Below are 24927 nucleotides of genomic sequence, written 5' to 3'. Positions count from 1 at the left end.
GTGCTGCTGATGCTCGATCATCGCGCGCTATGATCGAGCGCTGCTCGCCACAGGGACTGTCGACGGGGATCGGGAAGCGGGCGCAAGGCCTGTCAGCGATCGCGATTGCTATCCCGTGCGCCCGGACCTGATCCGCGCGCACCGTCGCTCAGCCTTGCGGCGAGGAATCACGCCGCTACCGGGGGTCCACGCAACGGCGGTCGCAGCGCATGGCGATACGGCAGCACGACCCGACGCTCCGCCATCCGGCCGAGCGCAAGGATGAACAGCACGGCAATCGCGAGCAATGCGGGGTCGGCACCGGCGATGACGGGAGCCGTCAGGCCGGCAAAGCTGCACGGGCTTTCGGCCTTGTCGCCCTTCTGGTCGTGATGGTCGCCCGCCATGCCCGGCATTGCCATCGCCATCGGCGCTTGCGTGCGTTCCATGCCGGAGCACAGTTCGAGCACGAGGCCGTTGCTGGTGACGACGGGCATGAAGCCGCCGGGGATCATGATCTTGGCCAATAGCGCGAGCGCCAGCAGCAGGCCGGCCAGCCACCGATGCGCGCGGAACAGGATGCGAAGGGCGGCCATCGCCCGGGGAACTAGGAGCGTTTCGCGGTCCTGTCATCCCCGTTTGGCCGCACGGACCGAGCAGCCGCCGCGAGCAGCGCTCAGGGGCCCTTACACGCGAAGGCCGTTTTCAGCGCGGTCCGGATCACGAAGATCGGCGCGCTGCTCCAGCTCTTCTTGTGGCTGCGAAGATATTTGCGCGCGACGCTCACCACCTTGATCGTCGACGCATTGGCCGCCGAGGGGCAGATCTGGTGCGACAACGACAAGGCGTCGAACGCCCCGAGGATATAGCCCGTGCAGAAACTCGCGGTCGTGTCGGCGTCCTTGCCGCTGCACGCCTCGGCGAGTTGCGATGTTTGGAGCGGGCTCACCACCACCGGCGGTGCTTCGGGTGCGGCGATCGCGAGGGCAAGCAAGATCATGGCACTTCCTTTGATCCGGGCACGCGGCGGGCCGGAGGGTCGACAGCCCCTAGCCCGAGACCTGCTCGGCCGGTGCCGTCGGCGCGAGATACGGCAACAAGCGTACCCGCGGGAAGACGGTATCGAGCGGCTTGGTATCGGGGAGGATATAGACCACCCCGCCCGTCTTGAGGAACAATGGCCGGATCTGCTTGGTGTAGAAGCTCGTCCCGACATTGATGCAGCCGAAGCTGATGCGATTGTCGTCGGGCGTCGGCGACAGCAGGCGCTCGACGCGCTGTTCCGTCTTGTGCGTCGTGATCACCGCATGAAGCGCGACCGAATTGGCGTAATCGACCCACAGCACGCGCTGGCGCCCGAACGCACGGCCGAACTTGGCGACGAACCGCCCGGCTGGCGTCGTGCGTTCGGCCGGCCCGATCTCGGACAGGTCTTTGGCGCCAACGCCGGGGGTGGAATCGTCGCCGATGCCGATGCCGAGCAGCACCGGGGTCTCGCCGAGAAAGGTGCCCTTTGCATCGAACAGCGAAAGCGAGGCCGCCTGCTTGTCGATGACGATATAGGGCAGCGTACCATTGTCGTGCGCCGATCCGACCCAGGCGATCACACGGCTCGCCGCCTCGGACCGCACCGGTTCGGGCAGCGGCGGCGTGTCGGTGGCCTTGGCCTTGGCCGCCGCGCGGCGCGCAGCGGCGGTTTTGGCCCCACCCTTGGACAGGGATTTGGCCGGGGCGTTACCCCTGGCCTTTACGGGCTTGCGACTGGACGGCGTCGCCACCGAAGGCGACGCCGCCTTGTCGGACAGCGGGGCACGGCCGAGCCCTGCCGTGGGTCCGATCGCGCCTGCGATCAGACCCAGCAGTGCTGCGGCCATGCCCACACCATGACGCAGAGAGAACGGCCTGTTTGGCATCTCGACTTGGTTCAGCAATGCGTCCGGTCACAATAAGAGGAATGCGGTAGTGCGATCAGCCGCGCGGGCGGCGCTGTGCGCGCTGTGCCTGCTGCTGGACCTGCTGGTCGAGCCCATCGACGCGGCCGCTGATCTGGTCGATCCGCTGTGCGTTCTGCTGTGCCTGGCCGGCAGCAGCCTGTGCCTGGGTGAGCGCCTGGCCCGACACGCCTTCGACGGTGCGGACGCGGCCATCGATGCCGTCGATGCGCGTGTTCACGGTGGCGATCTGGCGGTTGACATAACCCTTGGTCGCGCAGCCGCTAACGCCGATCGATCCCGCGAGGATCATGGCTACCGTTGCGGACTTCACAAGATTGGAACGCATATACTTACCCTTTTGAAATGGCGTGGTGCGGTTCACAAGCGCAGCCGTGCCCGGATTGGCAACCGCTATCCGGCAGGACGTGCGGCTTCCACGGCAGGGAGAAACCACGCTATCCCGCGGAAAACCGCCAAATCGGCAATTCTGAACGCTTGCTGAAAGGCAGCAGGAAACACGACAGGCAGCGTTTGTCGCGCTGGCGCGTTGGGCTCGCGTGTTCCTTAAGATGCAGCCCCCCAAGTAAAGGCGTCCCTATGTTACAGTCCCCGATCCGCTACCGTCCCGACGTCGAGCAACCCCAGCCAGATGAGCAAGCAACCGTTACAGATCTCAACGAAACCTTCGATACAATCCTCGAACGGACGGCCGAGGACTATGGTCATGCCGTGCGATCGGTCCACGCCAAGTCGCACGGGCTGCTCGAAGGCGAACTGACGATCGATTCGGACTTGCCGGCCGAGCTCGCGCAGGGCCTGTTCGCGCAGGGCGGACGCCACAAGGTGCTGATCCGGCTGTCGACCAATGCCGGCGATATCCTGCCCGATGCGATCGGCCTGCCGCGCGGCCTCGCTATGAAGGTGTTCGATGTCGCTGGAGACCGTTTGCCAGGCTCCGAGGGCACCGCGCAGGACTTCGTGATGGTCAGCGGCCCGGTGTTCCAGGCGAAGACCGCCGAGAAGTTCCTCGGCAACCTCAAGCTGCTCGCCAAGACCACCGATCGGCTCGAGGGCACCAAGAAGGTCGTCTCGGCCGCATTGCGCGGCGTACGGCATGCCTTCGAAGCGGTCGGGGCCGAGGCTCCCGCGGCGATCAACTCGCTTGGCGGCGCACCCAATGTCGAGCCGCTCGGCGAGACCTATTACAGCGCGACCGCCTTCCGCTTCGGCGACTATATCGCCAAGTTCAGCATCGCACCCGTGGCGCCGGCAATGATCGCGCTGAGCGGCAAGGAAATCGCGATCGAGGGTCGTCAGGACGCGATCCGCGAAGACGTCCGCTCCGAAATGCGCACGCTCGACGCAGAATGGGAATTCCGCGTTCAATTATGCCGCGATCTCGAAGCGCAGCCGGTCGAGGATGCGACGGTGCTGTGGACCAGCCCGTTCGTGCGCGTCGGCACGATCCGCGCCGCGGCGCAGGACAGCTGGAGCGACGCCCACGTCCAGCAGATCAACGAGGAAACGCGCTTCAGCGTGTGGACCGGGATCGCCGCGCACCAACCGCTCGGCAACATCAACCGCGCCCGGCGCGATACCTATCGTCACTCGGCGGACTTCCGCGCGCGGGTGAATGGCTGCCCGTATCACGAGCCGTCGAACTGATCATACGATGTCGGGAGAGGGTCGCTCGCGGCCCTCTCCCGCCCTATCCGGCCTTGCCAGCAACCCGCGGCACGGCTACCCGACGGCCTCGATGCAACCCTCCGATCACCGCCCCGCCTCGCTCATCCCGGGCCGCGCCGTGTTTCCGCACCGGCACCTCACCGGCATCGAGGGATTGCAGCCGCACGAAATCGTCTTCCTGCTCGACGAAGCCGATGGCTGGGTCGCCGCCAACCGTACGCGCGCGATCAGCGACAAGCGGCTGGGCGGGCTCACGCTGATCAACGCCTTCTTCGAGAATTCGACGCGCACGCTGCTGTCGTTCGAGATCGCGGGCAAGCGGCTCGGCGCCGATGTCGTCAACATGCATGCGGCGCAAAGCTCGGTGAAGAAGGGCGAGACGCTGATCGACACCGCTATGACGCTCAACGCGATGCGCGCCGATGTCATCGTCATCCGCCACATGAGCTCGGGCGCAGTCCGGCTGATCGCAGGCAAGGTCGATTGCCCGGTGCTCAACGCCGGCGACGGGCAGCACGAGCATCCGACGCAAGCTTTGCTCGACGCGCTGACGATCCGTCGCCGCCGCGGCACGATCGCCGGGCAGCGCGTCGTGATTTGCGGCGACATCCTCCACAGCCGTGTCGCCCGTTCGAACATTCTAGCGCTGACCGCGCTCGCTGCCGAAGTCCGCGTCTGTGCACCGGCGACGCTCATGCCCGAGGGAATCGAGCGGATGGGGGTCACCCCCTTTACCGATTTCGACACCGCGCTCGAGGGCGCCGACGTTGTGATGATGCTCCGCGTTCAGAACGAGCGAATGGCGGGCGGTTTCATCCCGTCGAACCGCGAGTTCCATTTGCGCTACGGGCTGACGCTCAAGCGGCTCGAGCGCGCCGCGCCCGATGCGCTGGTGATGCACCCGGGGCCGATGAACCGCGGCGTGGAGATCGATTCGGCTGTTGCCGACCATGCGCGCTCGGCGATCACCGAACAGGTCGAAATGGGAGTCGCCGTCCGCATGGCGTGCCTCGATGTGCTGACGCGGCGCTCGCGCGGCGTGGCGGGCTGGGCATGAGCCGGATGCTCGCCTTGCTCAATGCGACCTTGGTCTGCCCGCTCGGCGGCGTGTCGCAGGGCGGCGTGCTCGTCGAGAACGACCGGATCGTCGCGACGGGGTTGATCGACGTACCGGCAGGGGCCGAAACGATCGATTGCGGCGGCGCGACGCTTGCGCCCGCGATCGTCGATCTCGGCGTGTTCGCGATCGACCTTCCCGCCTTCCATGCCGGCGGCATCGTTCGCGTCGGGCTGATGCCCGATCAGTCGCCGGTGCTCGATGATCCCGGCATCGTCCAGCGCGCGGCGCTGATCGGCCGCCCTGGCCTATGGATCCATCCGATCGCCGCGGCGACGCGTGGCCTCGCCGGCACCGATCTCGCCGAGATGGCGATCAACCGCGATGCCGGTGCGCGCGCGGTCGGGACCGGCGCTCGCTGGATCGCCGATTCGGGGGTGATGCGCAAAGTCCTCGCTTATGCCGGCGATCTTGGTCTGAGCGTCATCACCCATGCCGAAGACGGCGGCGTCACTGCAGGCGCCGTCGCGACTGCGGGCGAGACCGCGACGCGGATGGGGCTCCCTTCCGCACCGTCGATCGCCGAGGCCCTGGCAATCGCGCGCGATGTGATGCTTACCGAGGAAACCGGCGCGACGCTCCACATCCGCCAGGTCACGACCGCCGCCGGATTCGAGCTGGTGCGTGCCGCCAAGCGGCGCGGCGTGCGCGTGACGTGCGGGATCACCCCCGCACATCTGCTGCTGTCGGACATCGCGATGACCGATTTCCGCACCTTCGCGCACCTCTCGCCGCCGCTGCGGAACGAGAGCGACCGCCAGGCCGCGGTCGCTGCCGTGGCCGACGGGACGATCGACGTGCTGTGTTCAGGCCATGATCCGCGTGGCCCCGAAGAGAAGCGCTTGCCTTTCGCCGACTCGGCATCGGGCATGGCGGGCGCCGAAACGCTGCTCGCGCTTGGCCTTGGTCTGGTGCGCGACGAGACGATCTCGCTCCAGCGCCTGTTCGCGCTGCTCGCGGCCAATCCGGCGAAGGTGCTCGGCGTGGAAGCGGGGTCGCTTGGCGTCGGCGCGCCCGCGGATCTGTTGCTGCTGGCGCCCGAAGCACCGTGGCAGATTGCGGGCGACCGGCTTCACGCCAAGGCCGGCAATACGCCGTTCGACGGGCTGCCGGTACAGGGCAAGGTGCTACGGCTGTTCAAGGGCGGTACCGCCCTTCCCGTCCCCGCCTGACGCCGCCTCAGCGCGACGCCAGTTCGCGCCCCTTGGCCCACATCGCGACTTGATCGCCCGCGCCGGCGCGGACGAAGCACGCGCCGCCACGGCTGCGATACTGCTGGCACATCGACACCGCATCGGCGCGCGCGAAGCCGCCGACCGACAAGCGGTAGAATTGCTTGCCGCCGCGCGACACAGTCATGCCCTGCGGCGTGTGGCTCGCGAAACCGGCGTACCGGCGCGTCACACGCGTCCACGCATCGTGCGCGACGCCTGCGGTATCATAGGCGCCGAGCTGAACGACGAAGCCGCCGTGCATCGGCGCACGCGCTTCGGGGAATGCCGACACAGCGCGTCGCGCAGCGCCGCTGTTCGCGACCGCGATCCGCGCCGCCACGCTGCCGCGCTTGGTCGGGGCCTTGGCATAGGCGACCGGCAACGCCTGAACGACTTCCTTGCGTTCGGCGAACACTACGCCGGCAATCGTCGGACCGACCGCGGCGACTTGCTGCGTCGGCGCCGCAGCGACTTCGGCCACTGCGACGGGGGCCGACGGGGCTGCAGGCTCGGCCCCGACCTGGCCGGGCATATAGCTGTCGATCGGCTGCTCGGCCTTCGCCAGCGCGGTCGTACCGCCGCGCGCCGCGCCGTTGAGTGCAAGCGCGACCGGCTGGCCGGGATCGACCGCTGGCGTTACGCCGAGCAAGGTCGCGACCTGATCCGATGCCGAACTGGGCCGCGAGAAGGTCGACCAATCAAGGATGCGCCGCGAGACATCGGCCGGGGCGACATCCATTGCTACTACCGCCTGCGCCTCGCGCCAGCGTCCGGCAAGCGCCAGGCTGAGCGCGTAATTCTGACGGACCTTGGCGTCGGCTTCAGGGCCGCGCGCCGCAGCGCCGAGCATTTCGACCGCGGTTGCGGGGTCACCCGCGAGCGCGATCGCAAGGCCGCGGTCGCTGACCGGGATCGTCGCCGCGTTGGCGTCGAGCGTCGTGCGTGCGCCGGCCCAATCGCCCGTTGCGATCTGCGCGAGCGCGAGGTTCAATGCCGCCTTGCCGTTGCCCTGGGCAAGCGTCAGCGTGTCGGCAAAGGCATCGCGCGCCGAAGCGAAGCGCCCGGCCTTGAGATAGCTCTGGCCAAGAATCATGCGATATTCGGCTGCGTCGGGCTGGTCGCCGACGGCGCGCTCGGCATGGCCGATCGCCTCGGCGGAACGGCCTGCGCGCAACGCCTGCTGCGCCGCGGCGGCCTCGGTGCGCGCTTCCTTCTCGGCGCGCGATTGCGCGCGGGCGCTGGCAGCGGCGATCGTCGACACTGCGGTGGCCGCGACCGTGCCCCCGAGCATGAGGAGCGAAAGCCCCACGGTAAGCGGGCCGAAAGTGATGGCGGACCGGGTCTTCATCGTAACGCCCTCCTCGGGGTTTATCGCTGCGCCCGTGTCGGCAACTGGCGCACCAGATTTTCGACTTCGGGCAAGGTTTGCAGGAATTGATCGAGCGCCTCGGTAACCAGCGACTGGGCCGAGGCATTGTGCAGCGCGCTGGCCAGACGCAGGCGGAGATGCCGGTCCTCGTCGAGCCGCAGCGTGAACGCCGACTTGGGGCGCTTCTTGTTGTGCTTCTTGCTCGTCTCGCGGCCGATCCGCGTCGCGGTTGCGACCGAAACGGGCTTCGACACGAGGCGCGCAGGCTCGGGCTCCAACGCTGCAGCTGGCTCGGGCTCGGCAGCGACCGGAACGGCTTCAGGCATCACGACCGGCTCGGGCGCTGCGACGGGTTGCGCAAATTCCTCACGCAGCACTTCGCGCTGGACGAGCACCGGCGGAACCGGTGGCGTGTCGCCCATGTCGTTCCAGCCAAGATCGTCGTGCGCGCCCGGCATCGCGCCGAACCCGCCAAAGCCCTGCGGCCGCATCGCGGGCTTCGCCATGCCCTTGCGCGCGAGCAGCGTCGAGGACAGCGACGCCGTCGCCTTGGGGGCGGTCGGCTTGGGGTTTCCGAACATGCTCATCTCAGCTCACCACGCGGCGGCCGAAACCACCTCCCGCGGCGGGACGCGGCGCGCCAAAGCCGTTGATCGAAGTTGGCGTCGCGAACACCGTGCGGCGGAAATTCTTCTCGAGCCGGTCGGAGATATAGGTCCACAGGTCGCGCACTTCCTGCGCCGAGCGGCCCTTCGCGTCGACTTCCATCACCGTCCGCCCGTCGATCATCGACGCTGCGAAATCGGTGCGGTGGTGGATCGTGATCGGGGCGACCGTGCCATGCTGCGACAGCGCGACCGCGGCTTCGGAGGTGATCCGCGCCTTGGGCGTGGCGCCGTTGACAACGAACAGCAGCGGCTTGCCCGCGCGCTCGCACAGATCGACCGTCGCGCCGACGGCGCGCAGATCGTGCGGGCTCGGCCGCGTCGGGATGACGATCAGTTCGGCCACCGCGATCACGCTCTGGATCGCCATGGTGATGGCGGGCGGGGTATCGATCATCGCCAGCTTGAAGCCCTGCTGGCGCAGCACTTCGAGATCGGCGGCGAGCCGCGCGACGGTGGTCTGCGCGAAAGCGGGAAACTCGCTCTGCCGCTCGTTCCACCAATCCGACAAGGACCCCTGCGGATCGATGTCGATCAGCACCACCGGCCCCGCCCCTGCGAGCTGCGCCCGTACTGCCAGGTGGCCGGACAAGGTAGTCTTGCCCGATCCGCCCTTTTGAGATGCCATCGCAAGAACGCGCATGAGCCCCTTTCGCCCCTTTAATCTAGGCCACCGAATGCCATAGGATCGGTCAAGGAAGGGTTAACGCCCTCGGTGCTGCCGGCGCGCGGCGCAAAACGGCTAACGAAATCTTTGCCAAGCCCGCGCTAGTCGGCATGGTCAGGTGGTACAGACGCACGGGACAGGACGACGATCATGCGCAAACGAGTATGGATGGCGCTGGCGGGAACGCTGCTTTCGGCGAGCCCCGCGCTGGCGGATGTGCGCGAGGGCGTCGAGGCGTGGGGCCGCGCCGACTATAAGAAAGCCATTGCCGAATGGCGCCCGGCGGCGAACGCCGGCGATGCCGACGCGCAGTTCAACCTCGCGCAGGCCTATACGCTCGGGCGCGGCGTACCCACCGATATTCCCGTCGCCGAAAGCTGGTTCCGCAAGGCGGCGCTCCAGGGCCATGTCGCCGCCCAGGCGAAATACGGGCTGATCCTGTTCGATCAGCACAAGCCGAACGACGCCGCGCCGTGGCTCGAGAAAGCAGCGCTGCGCGGCGAGCCGCGCGCGCAGCTGGTCTATGGCACGATGTTGTTCAACGGTGATGGCGGCGCGAAGGACTGGCCGCGCGCCTATGCATGGATCGTCCGCGCGGCTGCCGCCAACACGCCGAAGGCGTCCGAAGTCCAAGCGCAGATGGACAAGGCAATCCCGACCGACCAGCGCCAGCAAGGTCTCGAGCTCGCGCGCCGCTACGAGGCCGAGGCGCAACGCCCCGAACTGCCGCCTGCACTCGCCAGCAAGCCGGGCGGCGCTGGCGTGCGGAGCACCGACTTGCCGCCGTCCGCGTACGACCCCAACGTCCCGCGCAAACCCGAGGTGCTGGCTTTAGCGCCCGAGCGGCAGCCGAAGCGTCCTCAGCCGCAACGGCCACGCCCGCCCGCGCCGAGCCCCACCCCCGAACCAGCACGCGGGCCAGCGCCGACGGCGGTCGCGACCAGCCGCGGCGGCTGGAAGGTGCAGCTCGGCTCGTTCGGAGACCCCGCCAATGCGCGCAAGCTGTGGAGCCAGGTCGGTCGGCGGTTTAACGGCGCAGACGTATCCTATGTAAAGAGCGGCGCGATGACGCGCGTGCTCGTCGGGCCCTTCGCGTCGAAAGGCGCCGCGCAATCGGCGTGCGGATCGATCAAGCCGTGCGTGCCCGTCGCGCCATAAGCGCGGCGCACGCCACGCGTCAGGCGGTCACCCAATCGTCGCGCGCGATGCCCTGAGCGTAGAGCAGCGCCGAGAGATCACCGTGATCGATCCGTGCCGCCGCCGCTGCGGCGACGATCGGCTTGGCGTGGTAGGCGACGCCTAGCCCCGCTTCCTGGACCATCGCCAGATCGTTCGCGCCGTCACCGACCGCGAGCGTTTGCTCGGGCAGTAAGCCAAACTCGGCCCGCGCCGCGAGCAACGTCTGCAATTTCGTGTCGGAGCCAACGACGGGTTTCGCGACAATGCCCGTCAGCACGCCGTCGCCGAGCTCGAGCCGATTGGCGATCGCGCGGTGGAAGCCGATCCGCTCGGCGACCGGCTCGGCAAAGCGCGTGAAGCCGCCCGACACCAGGATCGCGGTCGCGCCACGCGCCCGCATCGTCCGCACCAGCGCCACGGCGCCCGGCATGATCGTCACGCGCTCGGCGAGACAGCGCTCGATCACCGCCTCGTCGAGCCCCTTGAGCAATGCGACCCGCGCGTCGAGCGCACCCTCGAAATCGAGCTCGCCGCGCATCGCCGCTTCGGTGATCGCCGCGATCTGTGGCTTGATGCCCGCATAATCCGCGAGCTCGTCGATGCATTCGACGGTAATCATCGTCGAATCCATGTCGGCGACGAGCAGCTTCTTCTCGCGCCCTTCGGCCGATTGCACGACGACATCGACGCCTTCGAACACACCCTCGAGCGCTTTGCGCGCGGCGTCGGGCGAAACACCGAACAGGATATCGACCGCCTTCTCGGGCTCGATCCACGCCGAGGTCGCCGGTGCGCAGCCAACAGCCGCAATCCGGTCGATCGCTGCAGAAAGATCGCCTGCGCTGAGCGTTTCCGATGCTATCAAGGTGGCAATGAACACAGTGAATCTCCCGCAGGTCGCGCTCATCGCAGGGCCGACCGCGAGCGGCAAGTCCGCACTCGGCATCGCGGTCGCCGAACGTCACGACGGAATCGTCATCAATGCCGATTCCGCGCAAGTCTATCGCGACCTACGCGTCCTGACCGCGCGCCCGACCGAGGCGGACGAAGCGCGCGTGCCGCACCGGCTGTTCGGCCATGTCGATGGCGCCGAAAGCTATTCCGCCGCGCGCTGGGCCGACGAGGCGCGCGCCGAGATCGACCGTGCGCACGCGCTCGGCAAGCTGCCCGTGCTGGTCGGCGGTACCGGCCTGTACCTGCGTACGCTGCTCGACGGAATCGCGCCGGTGCCCGAGATCGACCCGGCCGTCCGCGCGGAGGTCCGCGCGCTGCCGGTTGCGCAGGCGCATGCGGCACTCGCCGCGCTCGATCCCCCCGCCGCCGCGCGCCTCGCCCCCGCCGATACGACGCGCGTGGCGCGCGCGCTCGAAGTGGTGCGCTCGACCGGACGGACGCTGACACGCTGGCAAGAAGAGCGGATCGGCGGGATCGGTGAGCGGATCGCGCTCGCCGCGATCGTCCTGCTGCCCGATCGTGACTGGCTGTGGGCGCGCTGCGATAGCCGCGCGGCGACGATGCTCGCGGGCGGTGCGCGCGCGGAAGTGAGCGCGCTGCTCGCGCGCAGCGAAATCGTCCCCGAAGCCCCGATCCGGCGCGCCATTGGCGTCAGGGAGGTTGCTTCTACGTTGTTGGGAGAAATATCGCAAAAACAAGCGGTTGATGCAGTCGCACTCGCAACGCGGCAATATGCAAAACGCCAATATACTTGGTTCCGCAATCAGCCTCCGGCGAGCTGGCATCGGACCGCCGTGTTAGAAAGCGGCGAAAGAAGCAGCAGTTTAGGCATATTATTACGTCGATAGCCGTTGACACGCACATTTCGTTTCTCTAGCAGCACCGCTCGAACGCTGCTAATCGTTGGCGGCGCGACGGGAGACGAGACGTGACCGAGAAAAGCGGAGCAGACATCCTGATCGAGGCGCTGTGCGATCTCGGCGTGGAGGTCGTCTTCGGCTATCCGGGCGGTGCCGTCCTGCCGATCTACGACGCGCTGTTCCGCTCCGGGCGGATCAAGCACATCCTGGTGCGCCACGAGCAAGCCGCGACGCATGCCGCCGAAGGCTATGCCCGCTCGACCGGCAAGCCCGGCGTGGTGCTCGTCACCTCGGGCCCCGGCGCGACCAATGCCGTCACCGGGATCACCGACGCGCTGATGGATTCGATCCCGATGGTGGTGATCACCGGCCAGGTGCCGACCGCGCTGATCGGCACCGACGCGTTCCAGGAAGCCGACACGGTGGGCATCACGCGCCACTGTTCGAAGCACAATTATCTGGTGAAGGACCCGGCCAAGCTCGGCGACACGATCCACGAGGCGTTCTACATCGCCACATCGGGCCGCCCCGGTCCAGTGGTGATCGACATCCCCAAGGACGTCCAGGTCGCGACCGCGCGCTACACCAAGCCAGGTTCCATTCGCCACAAGACCTATCGCCCACAGATCAAGGCCGACCAGACCTCGATCGAGCAAGCGGTCGACATGCTCGCGGCCGCCGAACGCCCGATCCTCTACACCGGCGGCGGCATCATCAATGCCGGCCCGGCGGCGAGCCAGTTGCTGCGCGAACTCGCGCGGATCAGCGGCGCGCCCGTCACCTCGACGCTGATGGGCCTCGGCGCCTATCCGGCGAGCGGCGAGCAGTGGCTCGGCATGCTCGGCATGCACGGCACGTATGAAGCCAATCTGGCGATGAACAAGGCCGACCTGATCGTCTGCCTCGGCGCGCGCTTCGATGACCGGGTGACTGGGCGGCTCGATGCGTTCAGCCCGTTCAGCCGCAAAATCCACGTCGATATCGATCGCTCGTCGATCAACAAGAACGTGCGCGTCGATCTCGCGATCGTCGCCGATGTCGGCCACGCGCTCGAGGACATGGTCCGCGTGTTCAAGGCGCGACGCCATCCCAAGCCCGATCTCGCCGCCTGGTGGCAGATGATCGGCGAGTGGCGCGCCAAGAAAAGCCTCGATTTTCCAGAGGTTGATAACGACATCATGCCCCAGCGTGCGGTCCGCGCGCTGTGGGAGGCAACGCACAAGCGCGCCCCGATCATCACCACCGAGGTCGGCCAGCACCAGATGTGGGCGGCGCAGCATTTCGGCTTCGACGCGCCGAACAAATGGCTGACCAGCGGCGGCCTCGGCACGATGGGGTACGGCCTGCCCGCCGCGATCGGTGCGCAGCTCGGCAATCCCAAGGCGCTGGTGATCGACATCGCCGGCGAAGCCTCGATCCAGATGAACATCCAGGAGCTGGCGACGGCGAGCCAGTACCGGCTGCCGGTCAAGATCTTCATCCTCAACAACGAATATATGGGGATGGTCCGCCAGTGGCAGGAGTTGACCTATTCGAGCCGCTATTCCGAGAGTTACAGCGATTCCCTGCCGGACTTCGTCAAGCTCGGCGAGGCCTATGGCTGGAAGGGCATCCGCATCGAAGGGCTCGGCCAGCTCGACGACGGGATCGCCGCGATGCTCGACCATGACGGTCCGGTGATCGTCGATTGCCGCGTCGCCAAGCTGGCAAACTGCTTCCCGATGATCCCGAGCGGAGCGGCGCATACCGAGATGCTGCTCCAAGCGAGCGAAGTGTCGGGCGAAATGGACGACGAAGCGAAGGCGCTGGTTTAATGCACATCACCAAGGAAAAAGCCTCGCGCCACACTCTGGCGGTGATGGTCGACAACGAGCCCGGCATTCTCGCGCGGATCGCCGGCCTGTTCACCGCGCGCGGCTATAATATCGAGAGCCTGACGGTGTCCGACGTCACCGCCGACAAGGCGGTCAGCCGGATCACGATCGTGACCTCGGCGAGCGATGCGACGATGGAGCAGATCCTTGCGCAGCTCGACCGGCTGATCCCGGTGCATTCGGTGACCGACCTCACCGCGCTCGGCCCGCATGTCGAGCGCGAGCTTGCCTTGCTCAAGGTGTCGGGCACGGGCGATCACCGGATCGAGGCGCTGCGCCTCGCCGATGTCTATCGTGCGCGCGTCGTCGATGCGACCACCACCAGCTTCGTGTTCGAAGTGACCGGCGGGCGCGAGAAGATCGACACGTTCATCACGCTGATGCGCGAAGTCGGGCTGTGCGAGGTCGCGCGCACCGGGATCGTCGCAATGGCCCGCGGGAACGCGTCGATCTAGATTTCTCGCGTCGCCCCGGCGGAGGCCGGGGCCGTCCGGTTTGTGCGGACAGCGCCAGCAACGAAGCGGCCCCGGCCTCCGCCGGGGCGACGACTGCCAAAAAGGGACTACCATGCGCGTTTATTATGATGCCGATGCCGACCTGAACCTGATCACGTCGAAGAAGATCGCGATCGTCGGCTATGGCAGCCAGGGCCATGCCCACGCCCAGAACCTGCGCGATTCGGGCGTCACCGACATCGCCATCGCGCTGCGCGAAGGCTCGGCAACCGCGCAGAAGGCGTATGCCGCCGGCTTCAAGGTGATGACCAATGCCGAGGCAGCCGCCTGGGCCGACATCACGATGATCCTCGCCCCCGACGAGCATCAGGCCGCGATCTACGCCGACGATCTCCATGCGAACCTCAAGCAGGGCGCGACGATTGCCTTCGCCCACGGCCTCAACGTGCATTTCGGCCTGATCGAGCCACGCGCCGATCTCGACGTCATCATGATCGCGCCCAAGGGCCCGGGCCACACCGTGCGCAGCGAATATGTCCGCGGCGGCGGCGTCCCCTGCCTGATCGCGATCCACCAGGACAAGAGCGGCAACGCGCACGACATCGGTCTCGCCTACGCGTCGGGCGTCGGCGGCGGTCGTTCGGGCATCATCGAGACCAATTTCAAGGAAGAGTGCGAGACCGACCTGTTCGGCGAACAGGCCGTGCTGTGCGGCGGCATCACCCACCTCATCCAGGCCGGGTTCGAGACGCTAGTCGAGGCGGGCTACGCCCCCGAAATGGCGTATTTCGAGTGCCTCCACGAGACCAAGCTGATCGTCGATCTGCTCTATGAAGGCGGTATCGCCAACATGCGCTATTCGATCAGCAACACCGCCGAATATGGCGACATCACCACCGGGCCGCGGATCATCACGCCCGAGACCAAGGCCGAGATGAAGCGCGTCCTCGCCGACATCCAGTCGGGCCGCTTCGTCAAGAACTTCGTGCTCGACAACCGCGCCGGCCAGCCCGAGCTCAAGGCCGCGCGCAAGCAGGCAGAGGCACATCCGATCGAGAAGGTCGGTAGCGAACTCCGCGCGATGATGCCGTGGATCGGCGCGAACAAGCTGGTCGATCAGAGCAAGAACTGACCGCGTCCTGCGCCCCTCCCCTTTTGGGGAGGGGCTCACTCCAGCGAAACGCTTCGTTGCCGAAACGGGGTTTGACGCTGCGGCGCGGGCACCGCACTTGGGTATTTCTTAACAGGAGTATCTAATGCGCTTTAATCTGCTTCATGCTGCCACGACCGCCGCGCTGCTGATCGCCGCGCCCGCGCTCGCCCAGACCGCTCCGCCCGAGATGATGCGGGGGGCCGGCACCGTCGCCGACGTCAAGGCCGGCACCTACAAGATCGAGCCGAACCACACCCAGGTGACCTTCAGCGTCAGCCATTTCGGCATCTCGCCTTATGCCGGCACCTTCTCGAACGCCTCGGGCACGCTCACGCTCGATCCTGCCAAGCCCGCCGCGACCAAGCTCGACGTGACGCTCCCGATCGCGAGCGTCCAGACGACGAGCGATGTACTCACGGGTGAGCTCAAGAGCGCCGACTGGTTCGATGCCGCCAAGTTCCCGACCGCGACCTTCCGCTCGACCAAGGTCGCGCAGATCGCCCCCGACGCGGTGCAGGTCGACGGCACGCTCACGCTCCACGGCGTGACCAAGCCCGTCAGCTTCCGCGCGAAGCTGTTCGGCGCGGCGACCAACCCGATGAGCAAGAAGGCATCGATCGGCTTCCTCGGCCGGATGATGATCCGTCGCTCGGACTTCGGCGTGACGAAGTACGTGCCCGTCGTCTCGGACGAGACCGTGCTTGTCATCAACGCCGCGTTCGAACTGCAATAAGCGACGGCTGGCCGCCAGGGTAGCCGTACCGGGCTCACTGGCGGCTTCACCGGGTCTGGGGCTCAGGCGGGCACGAGTGCGCGGAAATACTCGGCGGTTTCGCGCGATACGCCCAGCAACAGCCCGTGGAGGCGACGATCGAAATCGTCGACGCTCTCGCGCCGCTCCCGGTGCACCATCATCCAGTCGCCAAACTCGCGATCCTCGGTTTCGCGATCGATCAGGATGCGCAGGTCGCGATGGCGCGGGTCGCTCGTGAGGCTGAGGAGGAGATCGGCGATGCTGTCGTTCGGCCCCTCGAGCGCCTGCAGGAACTCGGACCCTTGCGTGTAGAGCAAGCCGGTAATCCCATCGAGCCCGTTGCGCAGCGACGCCTGCCGCAGGATCGCCACGGACTCGTCCTCGGCCCGACCGCTGGGATTGGTCGTGACGCTGGTATAGATGATTTGACGCATGGCCGCTGGTTTACCCCAGCGCGTGCGTGCTGAAATTGATATCGCTCAACCCCATCTTGATGCTGGACACGGCCGATCGTCGAGCGCTATTCAACGCGCATGGATCTCGCCCTGGGCCTTACCTCGCTTCGACTTACGCGCCCTTAGGCGTGTATACTGCCGCGCGCCGGGACCGGCCAGCGCGGCGCGCCTGAGGATCCCCCGCCCCTAGCGAACCGCGCCCTACAACGGCGATTCCGAGCGAGACCGATCATGCTGCGTGACCCTTCGACCAAATACCGCCCCTTTCCGACGATCGACTTGGCCGATCGCCGCTGGCCGTCGCAGACGATCACCACCGCACCGCGCTGGCTGTCGACCGATCTGCGCGACGGGAACCAGGCGCTGATCGATCCGATGGACGCCGAGAAGAAGACCCGGATGTTCGACCTGATCGTCAAGGTCGGGATCAAGGAGATCGAAGTCGGCTTCCCCGCGGCTGGCGCGACCGAGTTCGATTTCATCTCGGGCCTCGTCAACAGCGGTCGCATCCCCGACGACACGATGATCCAGGTGCTGACGCAATCGCGCCGTGACCTGATCGAGAAGAGCTTCGCCTCGCTGCGTGGCGCGCCGCGCGCGATCGTTCATCTCTACAACGCCGTCAGCCCCGCCTGGCGCAAGATCGTGTTCGGCATGACCCGCGCCGAAGTGAAGCAGATCGCGATCGACGGCGCGATGATCCTGCGCGACCAGGCCGCAGCCCAGCCCGACACCGACTGGTTCTTCGAATACAGCCCAGAGACCTTCTCGACCGCCGAGCTCGATTTCAGCCTCGAGGTTTGCGAGGCGGTGATGGACGTGCTGCGCCCGACGCCCGACCACAAGCTGATCCTCAACCTGCCCGCGACGGTCGAGTGCGCGACGCCCAACGTCTATGCCGACCAGATCGAATGGTTCGGCCGCAACATCCGGAACCGCGACACCGTCGCGCTGAGCCTCCACCCGCACAACGACCGCGGCACCGGCGTCGCCGCCGCCGAGCTCGGGCTGATGGCGGGTGCCGATCGCGTCGAGGGCTGCCTGCTCGGCAATGGCGAGCGCACCGGCAATTGCGACCTGGTGACGGTCGCGCTCAACATGTACACGCAAGGCCTTAATCCGAAGCTCGATTTCTCGGACATCGATGCCGTCGTCAACACCGTGAACTATTGCACGCAGCTCCCCGTCCACCCGCGCACGCCCTATGCCGGCGACCTGGTGTTCACCGCTTTCTCGGGCAGCCATCAGGATGCGATCAAGAAAGGCTTCGCCGCGCAGGAAGCCAAGAACGATACGCTGTGGGAAGTCCCCTATCTGCCGATCGACCCCGCCGATCTCGGGCGCAGCTACGAAGCGGTGATCCGCGTCAATTCGCAGAGCGGCAAGGGCGGCGTCGCCTGGGTGATCGAGCAGGACAAGGGGCTCAAGCTGCCCAAGCGGCTCCAGGCCGATTTCATCCGTCACGTCCAGCGCCTCGCCGACGAGACGAGCCGCGAAATGAATGCGAGCGATATCTGGGGGCTGTTCGAGGCGACCTATCTCGCGCGTGACACGCATCGCTTCCGCTTGCTCGATTATAACGAGAGCGGGAGCGTCGGCGATCGCCTCTTCATCGGGCATGTCGCGGTCGATGGTGAGGAGCGCTCGATCTCGGGGCGTGGCAACGGCCTGATTTCGGGCGTGATCGCTGCACTTGGCGACACCACCGGGCCGCAGCTCGACGTTGTCGACTATAGCGAACATGCGATCGGCCACGGTGCCGATGCGCAGGCGGCGGCGTATGTCGAGTGCCGCACCGCTGGCGGGCAGACGGTATTCGGCGTCGGCATCGACGCCGACATCGCGACCGCGTCGGTGCGCGCCGTGCTCAGCGCCGCCAACCGCGCCTGATCCTCCCCGGCACGGGGAGGATCGCGCCTCACCGTGCCCGGATGATCTCACACCCGACGGCCGCGTCGGGATAGATGTCGGGCTTCGACGTCCGCACCGTCACGCGTTCGACGCGCGAGTCGGCGAGACACAGCGCGGCAATCGCCTCGCACAGCGTTTCCTGAAGGTGGAAGTGCCGCCCGGCGATCAGCGCATGGACACCGCTTCGAACGAAATCGTAATCGAGCACGGCGTCGATCCGGTCCTCGCTCGGCGGGGTCGGATAGACCACCTCCATCCGCACCGAGACGATCACACGCTGCGGTGCGGCGAGTTCTTCGGGGTGGATCCCGAGCCCCATCGTGACCTCTAGGCCCTCGAGGACTGTGGTGAAGCGGGCGGTCATGCGCGGTCCTCGAACATTACGTCGCGGTCGCGCTTGAGGAAACGCTGGCCGCAATCGACGAATATATTTTGTCCTTCCAGCCCTTCGGCATCGAGCAGGAAACCCACCGCGCGCGCGATATCGCCGGGGCCGACCGGGCGTCGCAGCAGGTTCTTCGATGCAGCGGCGACGAACTCCGCCTCGCTCTGGTCGGCGCTCGGCAACGACAGACCCGGCGACACCGCATTGACGCGGATCCGCGGCCCGAGGCCCTGCGCCAGCATCGTCGTCGCGCCGGTGAGCGCGATCTTGCCGCAGCTGTACGAGAAGAAGTCGGGATTGAGGTTGGCGACCTTCTGGTCGAGAATGTTGACGACCGCGCCGGCATCGAGATCGTCTTGCGAAGCGAGCGCGCTCGCCAGCAACACCGGCGCAGCGAGATTGACCGCCGCGTGCGTGCGCAGCGATGCCGCGGTGATGTCGGGCGGCGTATCATAGTCGAACAGCGACGCGCTGTTGACGAGCCCGTACAGCGGCCCGCCGAATACCGTGCGTGCGGCAGCGACAAGCGCCCCGGGAACGCCCGGATCGGCGAGATCGCCCGACACCGCGATCGCGCCGGGCAGCTCGGCGGCGAGCGCATCGGCGTCGGCGCTCGAATGATGGTGATGGATCGCGACCCGCCACCCCTGCCCCGCAAGCTGCCGCGCGATCGTCGCGCCGAGCCGACGCGCCGCGCCGGTCACCAGAACGGTTCGCGCAGCGCTCATCCGCGCCCGATCAGCGCGAGCACTTCCTTGCGGCTGCGTTCGTCGTCGCGGAACACGCCCATCATCCGGCTCGTCACCATCGTCACGCCCGGCGTGCGCACGCCACGCGCGGTCATGCAGGCATGGCTCGCCTCGATCACCACCGCGACGCCGAGCGGCTTGAGGTTGGTCCAGATACAGTCGGCAACCTCGGCGGTCAGCCGCTCCTGCACTTGCAAGCGGCGCGCAAAGGCGTGGAGCACGCGTGCCAATTTGGAGATTCCCACGACATAATTTCCCGGCAGATAGGCGATGTGCGCCTTGCCGATGATCGGCGCCATGTGATGCTCGCAATGCGACTGAAACGGGATGTCCTTGAGCAAGACGATCTCGTCATAGCCGCCGACTTCCTCGAACACGCGCGACAGATGCTTGGCCGGATCGTCGGTATAACCGACGCAATATTCCTTCCACGCCCGCGCGACTCGCGCCGGCGTGTCGCGCAAACCCTCGCGCGTGGGATCGTCACCCGTCCAGCGGATCAGCGTGCGAACCGCATCGGCAACCGCATCGGGCACCACAATCTTGCCGTCAGCGCCGACCTGAGTGCTGCCGAAATCTTCGTCTTTACGTCCGTCCACGCTGCTTCCTTCGCGATCCACCCATGCAATGACCGTACGGCGGCTTGGGTTCGCCGTACTGCAACATGGAAATAGTCCTTATTTGCAACTCTACCGGGCGGCTTGCGCCATTGCACGCCCCCGCCGTTAGGTAATTTAGCCCATTGACTATGCCTCGCCATTTAACGAACCTGATCTTCGAAAACCGTCATCCGGCACAGACTGGAGGCGGCAGAGACAGGGGATGCCATCATGAAGAAATTCGAACTGCTCGCTGCGTCGGCGTTGGTCTCGCTCTACGCGTGTCCCGCAGCGGCGCAAGATACAAGTGCAACGGCGCCAGCCCCGCAAAGCGCGCCGTCGCGACCGACCCCGAGCAGCGCCAGCCAGGACAGCACCGACGATATCATCGTTACCGCCGCAAAGCGCGAGCAATCCTTGCAGGACGTGCCGATCTCGGTTTCCGTGACCAGCCAAGCGACGATCGAACGGGCGCAGATCAGGGATCTGATCGACCTGCAGTCGGTCGTCCCCTCGCTCAAAGTGCCGCAGCTCAACGCAACCGGGCAGACGAACTTCATCATTCGCGGCTTCGGCAACGGCAACGGCAATGACGGTATCGAAAGCTCGGTCGGCGTTTTCATCGATGGCGTCTATCGCTCGCGCACGTCGTCGGCGCTCGACGATTTGCCTGAGATCGAACGCGTCGAAGTGCTGCGCGGCCCGCAGTCGACATTGTTCGGCAAGAACGTTTCGGCCGGCGCTATCAGCATCACGACGCGGCGCCCATCCTTTGCATGGGGCGGCAAGGCCGAGGTCAGCATCGGCAATTACGGGCTGATCAACCCTAAGGCGACGATCACTGGACCGATCACCGACACGCTCGCTTTCCGGCTTTCGGGCAGCGTCAATCAGCGCGACGGGTATTTCAGAAATCTGACGACCGGCGCGAAGATCAATGACCGCGATCGCGCCTCGATCCGCGCCGACATTCTGTTCGAGCCGTCGTCGGACTTCTCGGTCCGCGTCATCGGCGACTACAACCTCGTCAAGGAAGTCTGCTGCGGCGTCACCTCGATCTTCAACGGGCCGCGTACCCTTGCGATCGGGGCGGCGGGCTTCGCGATCTCCGACACGACCAAGATCTTCGACCGCAACGTCATCTTCAACACCGACCCTAAAAATCGCCTGCAAGGTAAGGGCATTTCCGGTGAGATAGACTGGAACCTCGGGATCGCGAAACTGACCTCGATTACCGCGTATCGCGAGCAAGTGAATGAGTCGAACCAAGACATTGATTTCACCGGCGCCGATGTCTCGAACAATATCACGGCAAACAAGATCAAGACGTTCACGCAGGAAGTGCGGTTGACGTCAAACAGCGACGGCCCGTTCAGCTGGCTGCTCGGCGGCTTTTACCAGCACGAAAACGTCGACACTGGCCGCGACATCCGTTTCGGCAAGGACATCCGCACCTTCGTGAACGGGCTGACCGGCGGGCCTGGGGGACTGATCTTCGCGCTTGAATCGCTCCAGCGCGCCACCAACCCTGCAATTACCCCCGGCAGCTATTATTTCACGCAAGGCCAAGGGATTTCTGATCGCTACAAGCTCAAGCAGGACAGCTATTCGATCTTTGGCCAGGCAGACTATAAGATCACAGATCGTCTCACCATCACAGGCGGGCTCGCCTATCTCAACGATCGCAAGGCCGCGGTATCGAACGTCGTCCTCAACGACCGTTTCTCGCTTCTGAACCTTGAAAATGTTCCCGGTCTGGGCGTTCTCCCATTTGCCGCGCTGCCTGCATCGATCTCGGGCTGCCTGCTGCAAAAGGGCTTCAATCCGGCGACGACCGCAGGCAACGTGCCCGTCAATCTGTTCGGCGCATCGCTCGGCTCCTCGCTGCCGGGTCCAGGCAGCGCACCCTGCCCAGCCTCGCCGGCCGGACTCAATCCATTCGGCCTCAACGCTCTCCAGTTCTTCTACGGCAACAGCCCTGCGCACGCGCCGATCAACTTCCCCAACGCGACGGAATCGGGCATTCTCAAGGGTGACAAGGTCACCTATGCGGCTCGCGCGGCGTACAATTTCGGGGTCGTTAACGCCTATATCAGTTACTCGACCGGCTGGAAGGCGGGCGCCTTCAACCTGTCGTCGGACAGCCGCCCACCGCTCAACGGCGTCGGACGCACCGCAGCACCGGAGAATGTTACCGTTTACGAAGCCGGATTGAAGGCCAGGTTCAAGGGCGGCTATTTCAACGTCGCGGTCTTCAAGCAGACCATCAAGGGCTTCCAGTCAAACGCCTTCACCGGGCTGGGCTACAGCCTGGTCAATGCCGGCCAACAATCCGTCAAAGGGTTCGAGATCGACGCCGCGTACAAGCCAATCCCGTGGCTGTCGCTCAATGGCGCGGTGACCTATCTCGATCCGAAATATGACAGCTTCACAGGCGCGGCGTGCGTTTCGTACGACACGGTGCGGTGCCCGATCAATCCGCTGACCGGCCTCATTCCTAATTTCCGCAACCTCACCGGGACGAAGCCGACGGGCATTCCCGAGTGGAGTTCGTCGGTTTCGGCGGTCATCTCGCACACCTTCAGTCCAAGCGTCAGCGCCTATCTGCGCGGCGAATACGACTATACCAGCAAGTTCCAGCTCACCGATACGGTGCCACCGGCGCTCAACACCTATGGCCAGAACAACGTCAATGCGAGCCTTGGCTTCACCTTCGAGAAGGCCAAGCTCGAGGCGATGCTGTGGGTTCGCAATTTGACGAAGGACAACCAGTTGATCAGCGCATTCCCGACGGTTGCACAGGATGGGAGCTATAGCGGCTATCCCAATCAGCCGCGGACCTATGGCTTGACGCTGCGCAAGGCGTTCTGATCGGTCGGTTGGAGCCCCCCGATGCAACCGAATGCCTGCGCCGTGCGCTGCATTGCTACAGACAAGGAGCGTAGCAATGACCGAACCAAAGAAGGGTGATCACGTCACCTGGAAATCGCACGGCGGCACGGCACACGGCGTGGTCGAGAAGAAGCAGACCAAACCGACCACGATCAAGGGGCACAAAGTCGCCGCAACACCCGAGAATCCCGAGTTCATTGTTAGGAGTGACAATGGCGGAAAGGCAGCGCACAAGAGCGCAGCGCTAACGAAGGCGTGAAACCGATGTCGGTTTTAACGGCACATCAGGAAAGACAATCTATGGCCAAGACCCCAACCGCAAAGAGCGACGCCCCCAAGACTGGCGGCATCTTTGCGCCCATCACGCCTTCGGCCGACCTCGCCGAGATCGTCGGCGCGGACAAGCTGCCGCGGAGCGAAGTGATCAGCAAGGTCTGGGCGTACATCAAGCAGCATGAGCTCCAGAACCCGGAGAACAAGCGCGAGATCGTCGCCGACGAAAAGCTGAAGAAGATCTTCGGCAAGGACCGGGTCACGATGTTCGAGATGAACAAGCATCTCGCTGGCCATATGAAGGCCTGAGCGCTTCCACACAGTTTAGCACCATGGCACCGACACTCCTCACGGACTGTCGGTGTCTTGCGTTTGAGCGCCGGCAAAGGATCGGTCTGCTACCCGGCCGCACTCACGTCTTCGCGGCGATGGATCAGCCCGCGAGTTTTGCCGCCGCGTTCACGACAGCGCGCGCCGCGGTCGCCTCATTGGCTTCCGCCATCGCTTCCCACGCATAAGCCGACCGCTCGTGCATCTCGCGACGGTTGGCGAGCGTGGTCTTCTGCGCGGCTTCACGCTGCGCAGCGGCGTTGGCGCGGTAGGTTTCGCTGGGTGTCATAGGATTTCACGATTCCGCGGGCGGCGATCCGCCCGTCTCATTAGGTTGCGGCAAGCAAGGGTGGTCTGGCGTGCGTTCAGCTATCGCGGCGCTCCAAACCCCCGTCGGACGACATTGGTGCCCCCGAGTGGATTCGAACCACCGGCCTGCGGTTTAGGAAACCGTCGCTCTATCCACCTGAGCTACGGGGGCTCCGGGGATGTCCCTAGATTTGCAGCGCCCCCAGGTCAATCTCGATCACATCACAGCCCGTGCAGAGTTGAGTTGCACGCGGCCTGTCAGCGGTAGGCGTGAACGATCATGCGGCGGGTTTTCAAGTCTGCTCGCGGCAACCAGGAAACTGCATGAGGCTTGCCGGCAATCGTGACGTCGATCCGCGAAAAACCCAACCGCTCGAGCAGCAAGCGCACCAGCGCGGGATTGGGCGCCCAGAAATTGGTCGGATCCCCGCCGAGCTCGTGGCTCTGGATGAAACGTGCCAACGGCGCCTTGGTATTGATCATCGTCGTCTCGGTTTCGACGACCAAATGATCCCGGCACATTGCCGCGGCCGCCTCGAGATGGCGGTAGATGTCGGTGACGTGATACAGGACGCCGAGGAACAGCACGACATCAAACTGACCGAACTTTTCGGGCGTCAGACCCAATGGCTCGACGTCGAACGAGCGGACCTTCGAGCCAAGCCGGGAATGAATGAAATCAAAGCCGTCCTTGGTGCCCCAGCCCGGCCCGGACCAGCAGAAATGATCGGTCGCCAGCACATCCGCGGCACCGCGCCGCTCCGCCTCGAACGAGAAATACCCATCCCAAGCGCCGATATCGAGCACGCTTTTGCCGGTCAGGTCATCGGGCAGGATCGCCGCGGCCTCGCGCCGGAGAATCGCTTCGGACTTATAGCCCTTGATCGATTCACCGTCGGGCAAGTCGAACGAATGAAACCATTGAATGCCATGCGCTACGCAATCAGCTAGATTCGCCACTTACGCTATTCCCTGCTTTTATCGGTTACGTCGCGATAGGTTTCGAACGAGGTGCCAAGGCTCGCAGCATTGGCGGAGGATCGAGCCCGGCGGCCCCTGCGGTGCCGTTGGTCTGAACCATAGCTGCCGGGGCGGGGCAACCGCAAATTCGCTCTAATCAACGCTGCGCACGATGTTTGTATCACGGGCAGGTCACCAAGCAGA

27 protein-coding genes and 1 tRNA gene are annotated in these 24927 nt (G+C 65.6%); 13 read left to right on the top strand and 15 right to left on the bottom strand.

Annotated elements, in window-relative coordinates; genetic code table 11:
- Nucleotides 1-167 precede the first annotated feature (167 nt).
- The 4 genes from ACP7C5_RS05630 to ACP7C5_RS05615 all read right to left on the bottom strand — a co-directional run bounded on the left by ACP7C5_RS05630 (nt 168) and on the right by ACP7C5_RS05615 (nt 2259).
- Nucleotides 168-575 (bottom strand): hypothetical protein, encoded by a 408-nt coding sequence (locus ACP7C5_RS05630; protein ID WP_426263483.1) that lies wholly within the window; start codon nt 573-575, stop codon nt 168-170.
- Nucleotides 576-655: 80 nt separating this feature from the next.
- Entirely contained in the window at nt 656-979 is a 324-nt protein-coding gene (locus ACP7C5_RS05625; protein ID WP_189674927.1) for a Rap1a/Tai family immunity protein, read from the bottom strand.
- A 49-nt stretch (nt 980-1028) separates the two neighbouring features.
- Entirely contained in the window at nt 1029-1853 is an 825-nt protein-coding gene (locus ACP7C5_RS05620; protein ID WP_426263482.1) for a hypothetical protein, read from the bottom strand.
- 94 nt (nt 1854-1947) lie between these two features.
- Nucleotides 1948-2259, bottom strand: a complete 312-nt coding sequence (locus ACP7C5_RS05615) for a hypothetical protein (RefSeq protein ID WP_322163460.1) — start codon at nt 2257-2259, stop codon at nt 1948-1950.
- Between the two features lie 251 nt (nt 2260-2510).
- Here ACP7C5_RS05615 and ACP7C5_RS05610 point away from each other — a divergent pair, with 251 nt between their 5' ends.
- The 3 genes from ACP7C5_RS05610 to ACP7C5_RS05600 all read left to right on the top strand — a co-directional run bounded on the left by ACP7C5_RS05610 (nt 2511) and on the right by ACP7C5_RS05600 (nt 5888).
- Nucleotides 2511-3578, top strand: coding sequence for a catalase family protein (locus ACP7C5_RS05610; RefSeq protein WP_426263481.1), 1068 nt, complete (start codon nt 2511-2513; stop codon nt 3576-3578).
- A gap of 91 nt (nt 3579-3669) precedes the next feature.
- Nucleotides 3670-4656, top strand: coding sequence for an aspartate carbamoyltransferase catalytic subunit (locus tag ACP7C5_RS05605; protein ID WP_133188746.1), 987 nt, complete (start codon nt 3670-3672; stop codon nt 4654-4656).
- Entirely contained in the window at nt 4653-5888 is a 1236-nt protein-coding gene (locus ACP7C5_RS05600; protein ID WP_426263480.1) for a dihydroorotase, read from the top strand. The genes ACP7C5_RS05605 and ACP7C5_RS05600 overlap by 4 nt, the downstream gene beginning before the upstream one ends.
- A 7-nt stretch (nt 5889-5895) precedes the next feature.
- Here ACP7C5_RS05600 and ACP7C5_RS05595 read toward each other — a convergent pair whose 3' ends face one another.
- Genes ACP7C5_RS05595 through ACP7C5_RS05585 form a run of 3 tightly spaced genes read right to left on the bottom strand, consistent with a single transcriptional unit; the run spans nt 5896 to nt 8607 of the window.
- The gene (locus ACP7C5_RS05595; protein WP_426263479.1) at nt 5896-7278 is read right to left on the bottom strand and encodes an SPOR domain-containing protein; all 1383 of its coding nucleotides are present in this window, start codon (nt 7276-7278) and stop codon (nt 5896-5898) included.
- A 20-nt stretch (nt 7279-7298) separates the two neighbouring features.
- Nucleotides 7299-7886, bottom strand: a complete 588-nt coding sequence (locus ACP7C5_RS05590) for a hypothetical protein (RefSeq protein WP_189674932.1) — start codon at nt 7884-7886, stop codon at nt 7299-7301.
- 1 nt (nt 7887) lies between these two features.
- The gene (locus ACP7C5_RS05585; protein WP_426263478.1) at nt 7888-8607 is read right to left on the bottom strand and encodes an AAA family ATPase; all 720 of its coding nucleotides are present in this window, start codon (nt 8605-8607) and stop codon (nt 7888-7890) included.
- 174 nt (nt 8608-8781) lie between these two features.
- Between ACP7C5_RS05585 and ACP7C5_RS05580 the strand changes: the two genes are divergently transcribed.
- Entirely contained in the window at nt 8782-9789 is a 1008-nt protein-coding gene (locus ACP7C5_RS05580; protein ID WP_426263477.1) for an SPOR domain-containing protein, read from the top strand.
- 19 nt (nt 9790-9808) lie between these two features.
- Here ACP7C5_RS05580 and serB read toward each other — a convergent pair whose 3' ends face one another.
- Nucleotides 9809-10690 (bottom strand): phosphoserine phosphatase SerB, encoded by an 882-nt coding sequence (gene serB / locus ACP7C5_RS05575; RefSeq protein ID WP_426263476.1) that lies wholly within the window; start codon nt 10688-10690, stop codon nt 9809-9811.
- Here serB and miaA point away from each other — a divergent pair.
- The 5 genes from miaA to ACP7C5_RS05550 all read left to right on the top strand — a co-directional run bounded on the left by miaA (nt 10683) and on the right by ACP7C5_RS05550 (nt 15839).
- Nucleotides 10683-11612: a tRNA (adenosine(37)-N6)-dimethylallyltransferase MiaA gene (gene miaA, locus ACP7C5_RS05570; protein WP_426263475.1), complete on the top strand. Its 930-nt coding sequence runs from the start codon at nt 10683-10685 to the stop codon at nt 11610-11612. The genes serB and miaA overlap by 8 nt on opposite strands.
- Before the next feature lie 80 nt (nt 11613-11692).
- Entirely contained in the window at nt 11693-13438 is a 1746-nt protein-coding gene (locus ACP7C5_RS05565; RefSeq protein ID WP_426263474.1) for an acetolactate synthase 3 large subunit, read from the top strand.
- Nucleotides 13438-13953: an acetolactate synthase small subunit gene (ilvN, locus tag ACP7C5_RS05560; RefSeq protein WP_133188762.1), complete on the top strand. Its 516-nt coding sequence runs from the start codon at nt 13438-13440 to the stop codon at nt 13951-13953. Before ACP7C5_RS05565 ends, ilvN begins: the two co-directional genes overlap by 1 nt.
- 112 nt (nt 13954-14065) lie before the next feature.
- Nucleotides 14066-15085 (top strand): ketol-acid reductoisomerase, encoded by a 1020-nt coding sequence (gene ilvC, locus ACP7C5_RS05555; RefSeq protein WP_426263473.1) that lies wholly within the window; start codon nt 14066-14068, stop codon nt 15083-15085.
- A gap of 124 nt (nt 15086-15209) precedes the next feature.
- Nucleotides 15210-15839 carry a YceI family protein gene (locus tag ACP7C5_RS05550; RefSeq protein ID WP_322163442.1) on the top strand — a complete coding sequence of 210 codons (630 nt, stop codon included), beginning with the start codon at nt 15210-15212 and terminating at the stop codon, nt 15837-15839.
- A gap of 62 nt (nt 15840-15901) precedes the next feature.
- Here the strand turns inward: ACP7C5_RS05550 and ACP7C5_RS05545 are convergent, their stop codons facing one another.
- A complete protein-coding gene (locus tag ACP7C5_RS05545; protein WP_133188770.1) occupies nt 15902-16294 on the bottom strand; it encodes a BLUF domain-containing protein in 393 nt (130 codons plus the stop codon).
- 252 nt (nt 16295-16546) lie between these two features.
- On the opposite strand from ACP7C5_RS05545, the gene leuA reads away from it, so the two are divergent.
- Nucleotides 16547-18205, top strand: a complete 1659-nt coding sequence (gene leuA / locus ACP7C5_RS05540; protein WP_426263472.1) for a 2-isopropylmalate synthase — start codon at nt 16547-16549, stop codon at nt 18203-18205.
- Between the two features lie 28 nt (nt 18206-18233).
- Here the strand turns inward: leuA and ACP7C5_RS05535 are convergent, their stop codons facing one another.
- Genes ACP7C5_RS05535 through folE form a run of 3 tightly spaced genes read right to left on the bottom strand, consistent with a single transcriptional unit; the run spans nt 18234 to nt 19959 of the window.
- Nucleotides 18234-18590 (bottom strand): dihydroneopterin aldolase, encoded by a 357-nt coding sequence (locus tag ACP7C5_RS05535; RefSeq protein ID WP_133188773.1) that lies wholly within the window; start codon nt 18588-18590, stop codon nt 18234-18236.
- A complete protein-coding gene (locus ACP7C5_RS05530; RefSeq protein ID WP_426263471.1) occupies nt 18587-19339 on the bottom strand; it encodes an SDR family oxidoreductase in 753 nt (250 codons plus the stop codon). The genes ACP7C5_RS05535 and ACP7C5_RS05530 overlap by 4 nt, the downstream gene beginning before the upstream one ends.
- Nucleotides 19336-19959, bottom strand: coding sequence for a GTP cyclohydrolase I FolE (gene folE, locus ACP7C5_RS05525; RefSeq protein WP_426263470.1), 624 nt, complete (start codon nt 19957-19959; stop codon nt 19336-19338). The genes ACP7C5_RS05530 and folE overlap by 4 nt, the downstream gene beginning before the upstream one ends.
- 231 nt (nt 19960-20190) lie before the next feature.
- Here folE and ACP7C5_RS05520 point away from each other — a divergent pair, with 231 nt between their 5' ends.
- From ACP7C5_RS05520 to ACP7C5_RS05510, 3 genes are all read left to right on the top strand, one after another.
- Nucleotides 20191-22830, top strand: a complete 2640-nt coding sequence (locus tag ACP7C5_RS05520) for a TonB-dependent receptor (protein ID WP_426263469.1) — start codon at nt 20191-20193, stop codon at nt 22828-22830.
- Between the two features lie 76 nt (nt 22831-22906).
- Nucleotides 22907-23110 (top strand): DUF2945 domain-containing protein, encoded by a 204-nt coding sequence (locus ACP7C5_RS05515; RefSeq protein WP_133188781.1) that lies wholly within the window; start codon nt 22907-22909, stop codon nt 23108-23110.
- A gap of 41 nt (nt 23111-23151) precedes the next feature.
- Complete coding sequence (locus tag ACP7C5_RS05510) at nt 23152-23433, top strand: SWIB/MDM2 domain-containing protein (RefSeq protein WP_133188783.1); 282 nt, start codon at nt 23152-23154, stop codon at nt 23431-23433.
- A 124-nt stretch (nt 23434-23557) separates the two neighbouring features.
- On the opposite strand, the gene ACP7C5_RS05505 is transcribed toward ACP7C5_RS05510, so the two are convergent.
- The 3 genes from ACP7C5_RS05505 to ACP7C5_RS05495 all read right to left on the bottom strand — a co-directional run bounded on the left by ACP7C5_RS05505 (nt 23558) and on the right by ACP7C5_RS05495 (nt 24723).
- Complete coding sequence (locus ACP7C5_RS05505) at nt 23558-23743, bottom strand: hypothetical protein (RefSeq protein ID WP_010186188.1); 186 nt, start codon at nt 23741-23743, stop codon at nt 23558-23560.
- A gap of 115 nt (nt 23744-23858) precedes the next feature.
- A tRNA-Arg gene (locus ACP7C5_RS05500) sits at nt 23859-23935 on the bottom strand.
- Nucleotides 23936-24021: 86 nt separating this feature from the next.
- Entirely contained in the window at nt 24022-24723 is a 702-nt protein-coding gene (locus tag ACP7C5_RS05495) for a class I SAM-dependent methyltransferase (protein ID WP_133188785.1), read from the bottom strand.
- Nucleotides 24724-24927 lie beyond the last annotated feature (204 nt).

Origin of the sequence: Sphingomonas sp. PWP1-2, from assembly GCF_049898305.1 — a bacterium.
Taxonomy (GTDB): Bacteria; Pseudomonadota; Alphaproteobacteria; order Sphingomonadales; family Sphingomonadaceae; genus Sphingomonas; species Sphingomonas glacialis.
The sequence above is the reverse complement of the archived record's forward strand: the minus strand, read 5'-3'. Positions and strand labels throughout refer to the sequence as shown.

What these genes read in the sequence shown, in the direction of transcription:
- ACP7C5_RS05610 (WP_426263481.1), top strand. Translation starts at nt 2,511, where the DNA reads ATGTTACAGTCCCCGATCCGCTACCGTCCCGACGTCGAGCAACCCCAG.
- ACP7C5_RS05630 (WP_426263483.1), bottom strand. Translation starts at nt 575, where the DNA reads ATGGCCGCCCTTCGCATCCTGTTCCGCGCGCATCGGTGGCTGGCCGGC.
- ACP7C5_RS05605 (WP_133188746.1), top strand. Translation starts at nt 3,670, where the DNA reads ATGCAACCCTCCGATCACCGCCCCGCCTCGCTCATCCCGGGCCGCGCC.
- ACP7C5_RS05625 (WP_189674927.1), bottom strand. Translation starts at nt 979, where the DNA reads ATGATCTTGCTTGCCCTCGCGATCGCCGCACCCGAAGCACCGCCGGTG.
- ACP7C5_RS05530 (WP_426263471.1), bottom strand. Translation starts at nt 19,339, where the DNA reads ATGAGCGCTGCGCGAACCGTTCTGGTGACCGGCGCGGCGCGTCGGCTC.
- ilvN (WP_133188762.1), top strand. Translation starts at nt 13,438, where the DNA reads ATGCACATCACCAAGGAAAAAGCCTCGCGCCACACTCTGGCGGTGATG.
- ACP7C5_RS05600 (WP_426263480.1), top strand. Translation starts at nt 4,653, where the DNA reads ATGAGCCGGATGCTCGCCTTGCTCAATGCGACCTTGGTCTGCCCGCTC.
- ACP7C5_RS05545 (WP_133188770.1), bottom strand. Translation starts at nt 16,294, where the DNA reads ATGCGTCAAATCATCTATACCAGCGTCACGACCAATCCCAGCGGTCGG.
- ACP7C5_RS05590 (WP_189674932.1), bottom strand. Translation starts at nt 7,886, where the DNA reads ATGAGCATGTTCGGAAACCCCAAGCCGACCGCCCCCAAGGCGACGGCG.
- leuA (WP_426263472.1), top strand. Translation starts at nt 16,547, where the DNA reads ATGCTGCGTGACCCTTCGACCAAATACCGCCCCTTTCCGACGATCGAC.
- ACP7C5_RS05620 (WP_426263482.1), bottom strand. Translation starts at nt 1,853, where the DNA reads ATGGCCGCAGCACTGCTGGGTCTGATCGCAGGCGCGATCGGACCCACG.
- ilvC (WP_426263473.1), top strand. Translation starts at nt 14,066, where the DNA reads ATGCGCGTTTATTATGATGCCGATGCCGACCTGAACCTGATCACGTCG.
- ACP7C5_RS05550 (WP_322163442.1), top strand. Translation starts at nt 15,210, where the DNA reads ATGCGCTTTAATCTGCTTCATGCTGCCACGACCGCCGCGCTGCTGATC.
- ACP7C5_RS05505 (WP_010186188.1), bottom strand. Translation starts at nt 23,743, where the DNA reads ATGACACCCAGCGAAACCTACCGCGCCAACGCCGCTGCGCAGCGTGAA.
- ACP7C5_RS05585 (WP_426263478.1), bottom strand. Translation starts at nt 8,607, where the DNA reads ATGCGCGTTCTTGCGATGGCATCTCAAAAGGGCGGATCGGGCAAGACT.
- ACP7C5_RS05520 (WP_426263469.1), top strand. Translation starts at nt 20,191, where the DNA reads ATGAAGAAATTCGAACTGCTCGCTGCGTCGGCGTTGGTCTCGCTCTAC.
- ACP7C5_RS05510 (WP_133188783.1), top strand. Translation starts at nt 23,152, where the DNA reads ATGGCCAAGACCCCAACCGCAAAGAGCGACGCCCCCAAGACTGGCGGC.
- miaA (WP_426263475.1), top strand. Translation starts at nt 10,683, where the DNA reads ATGAACACAGTGAATCTCCCGCAGGTCGCGCTCATCGCAGGGCCGACC.
- ACP7C5_RS05515 (WP_133188781.1), top strand. Translation starts at nt 22,907, where the DNA reads ATGACCGAACCAAAGAAGGGTGATCACGTCACCTGGAAATCGCACGGC.
- ACP7C5_RS05615 (WP_322163460.1), bottom strand. Translation starts at nt 2,259, where the DNA reads ATGCGTTCCAATCTTGTGAAGTCCGCAACGGTAGCCATGATCCTCGCG.
- ACP7C5_RS05535 (WP_133188773.1), bottom strand. Translation starts at nt 18,590, where the DNA reads ATGACCGCCCGCTTCACCACAGTCCTCGAGGGCCTAGAGGTCACGATG.
- ACP7C5_RS05595 (WP_426263479.1), bottom strand. Translation starts at nt 7,278, where the DNA reads ATGAAGACCCGGTCCGCCATCACTTTCGGCCCGCTTACCGTGGGGCTT.
- ACP7C5_RS05580 (WP_426263477.1), top strand. Translation starts at nt 8,782, where the DNA reads ATGCGCAAACGAGTATGGATGGCGCTGGCGGGAACGCTGCTTTCGGCG.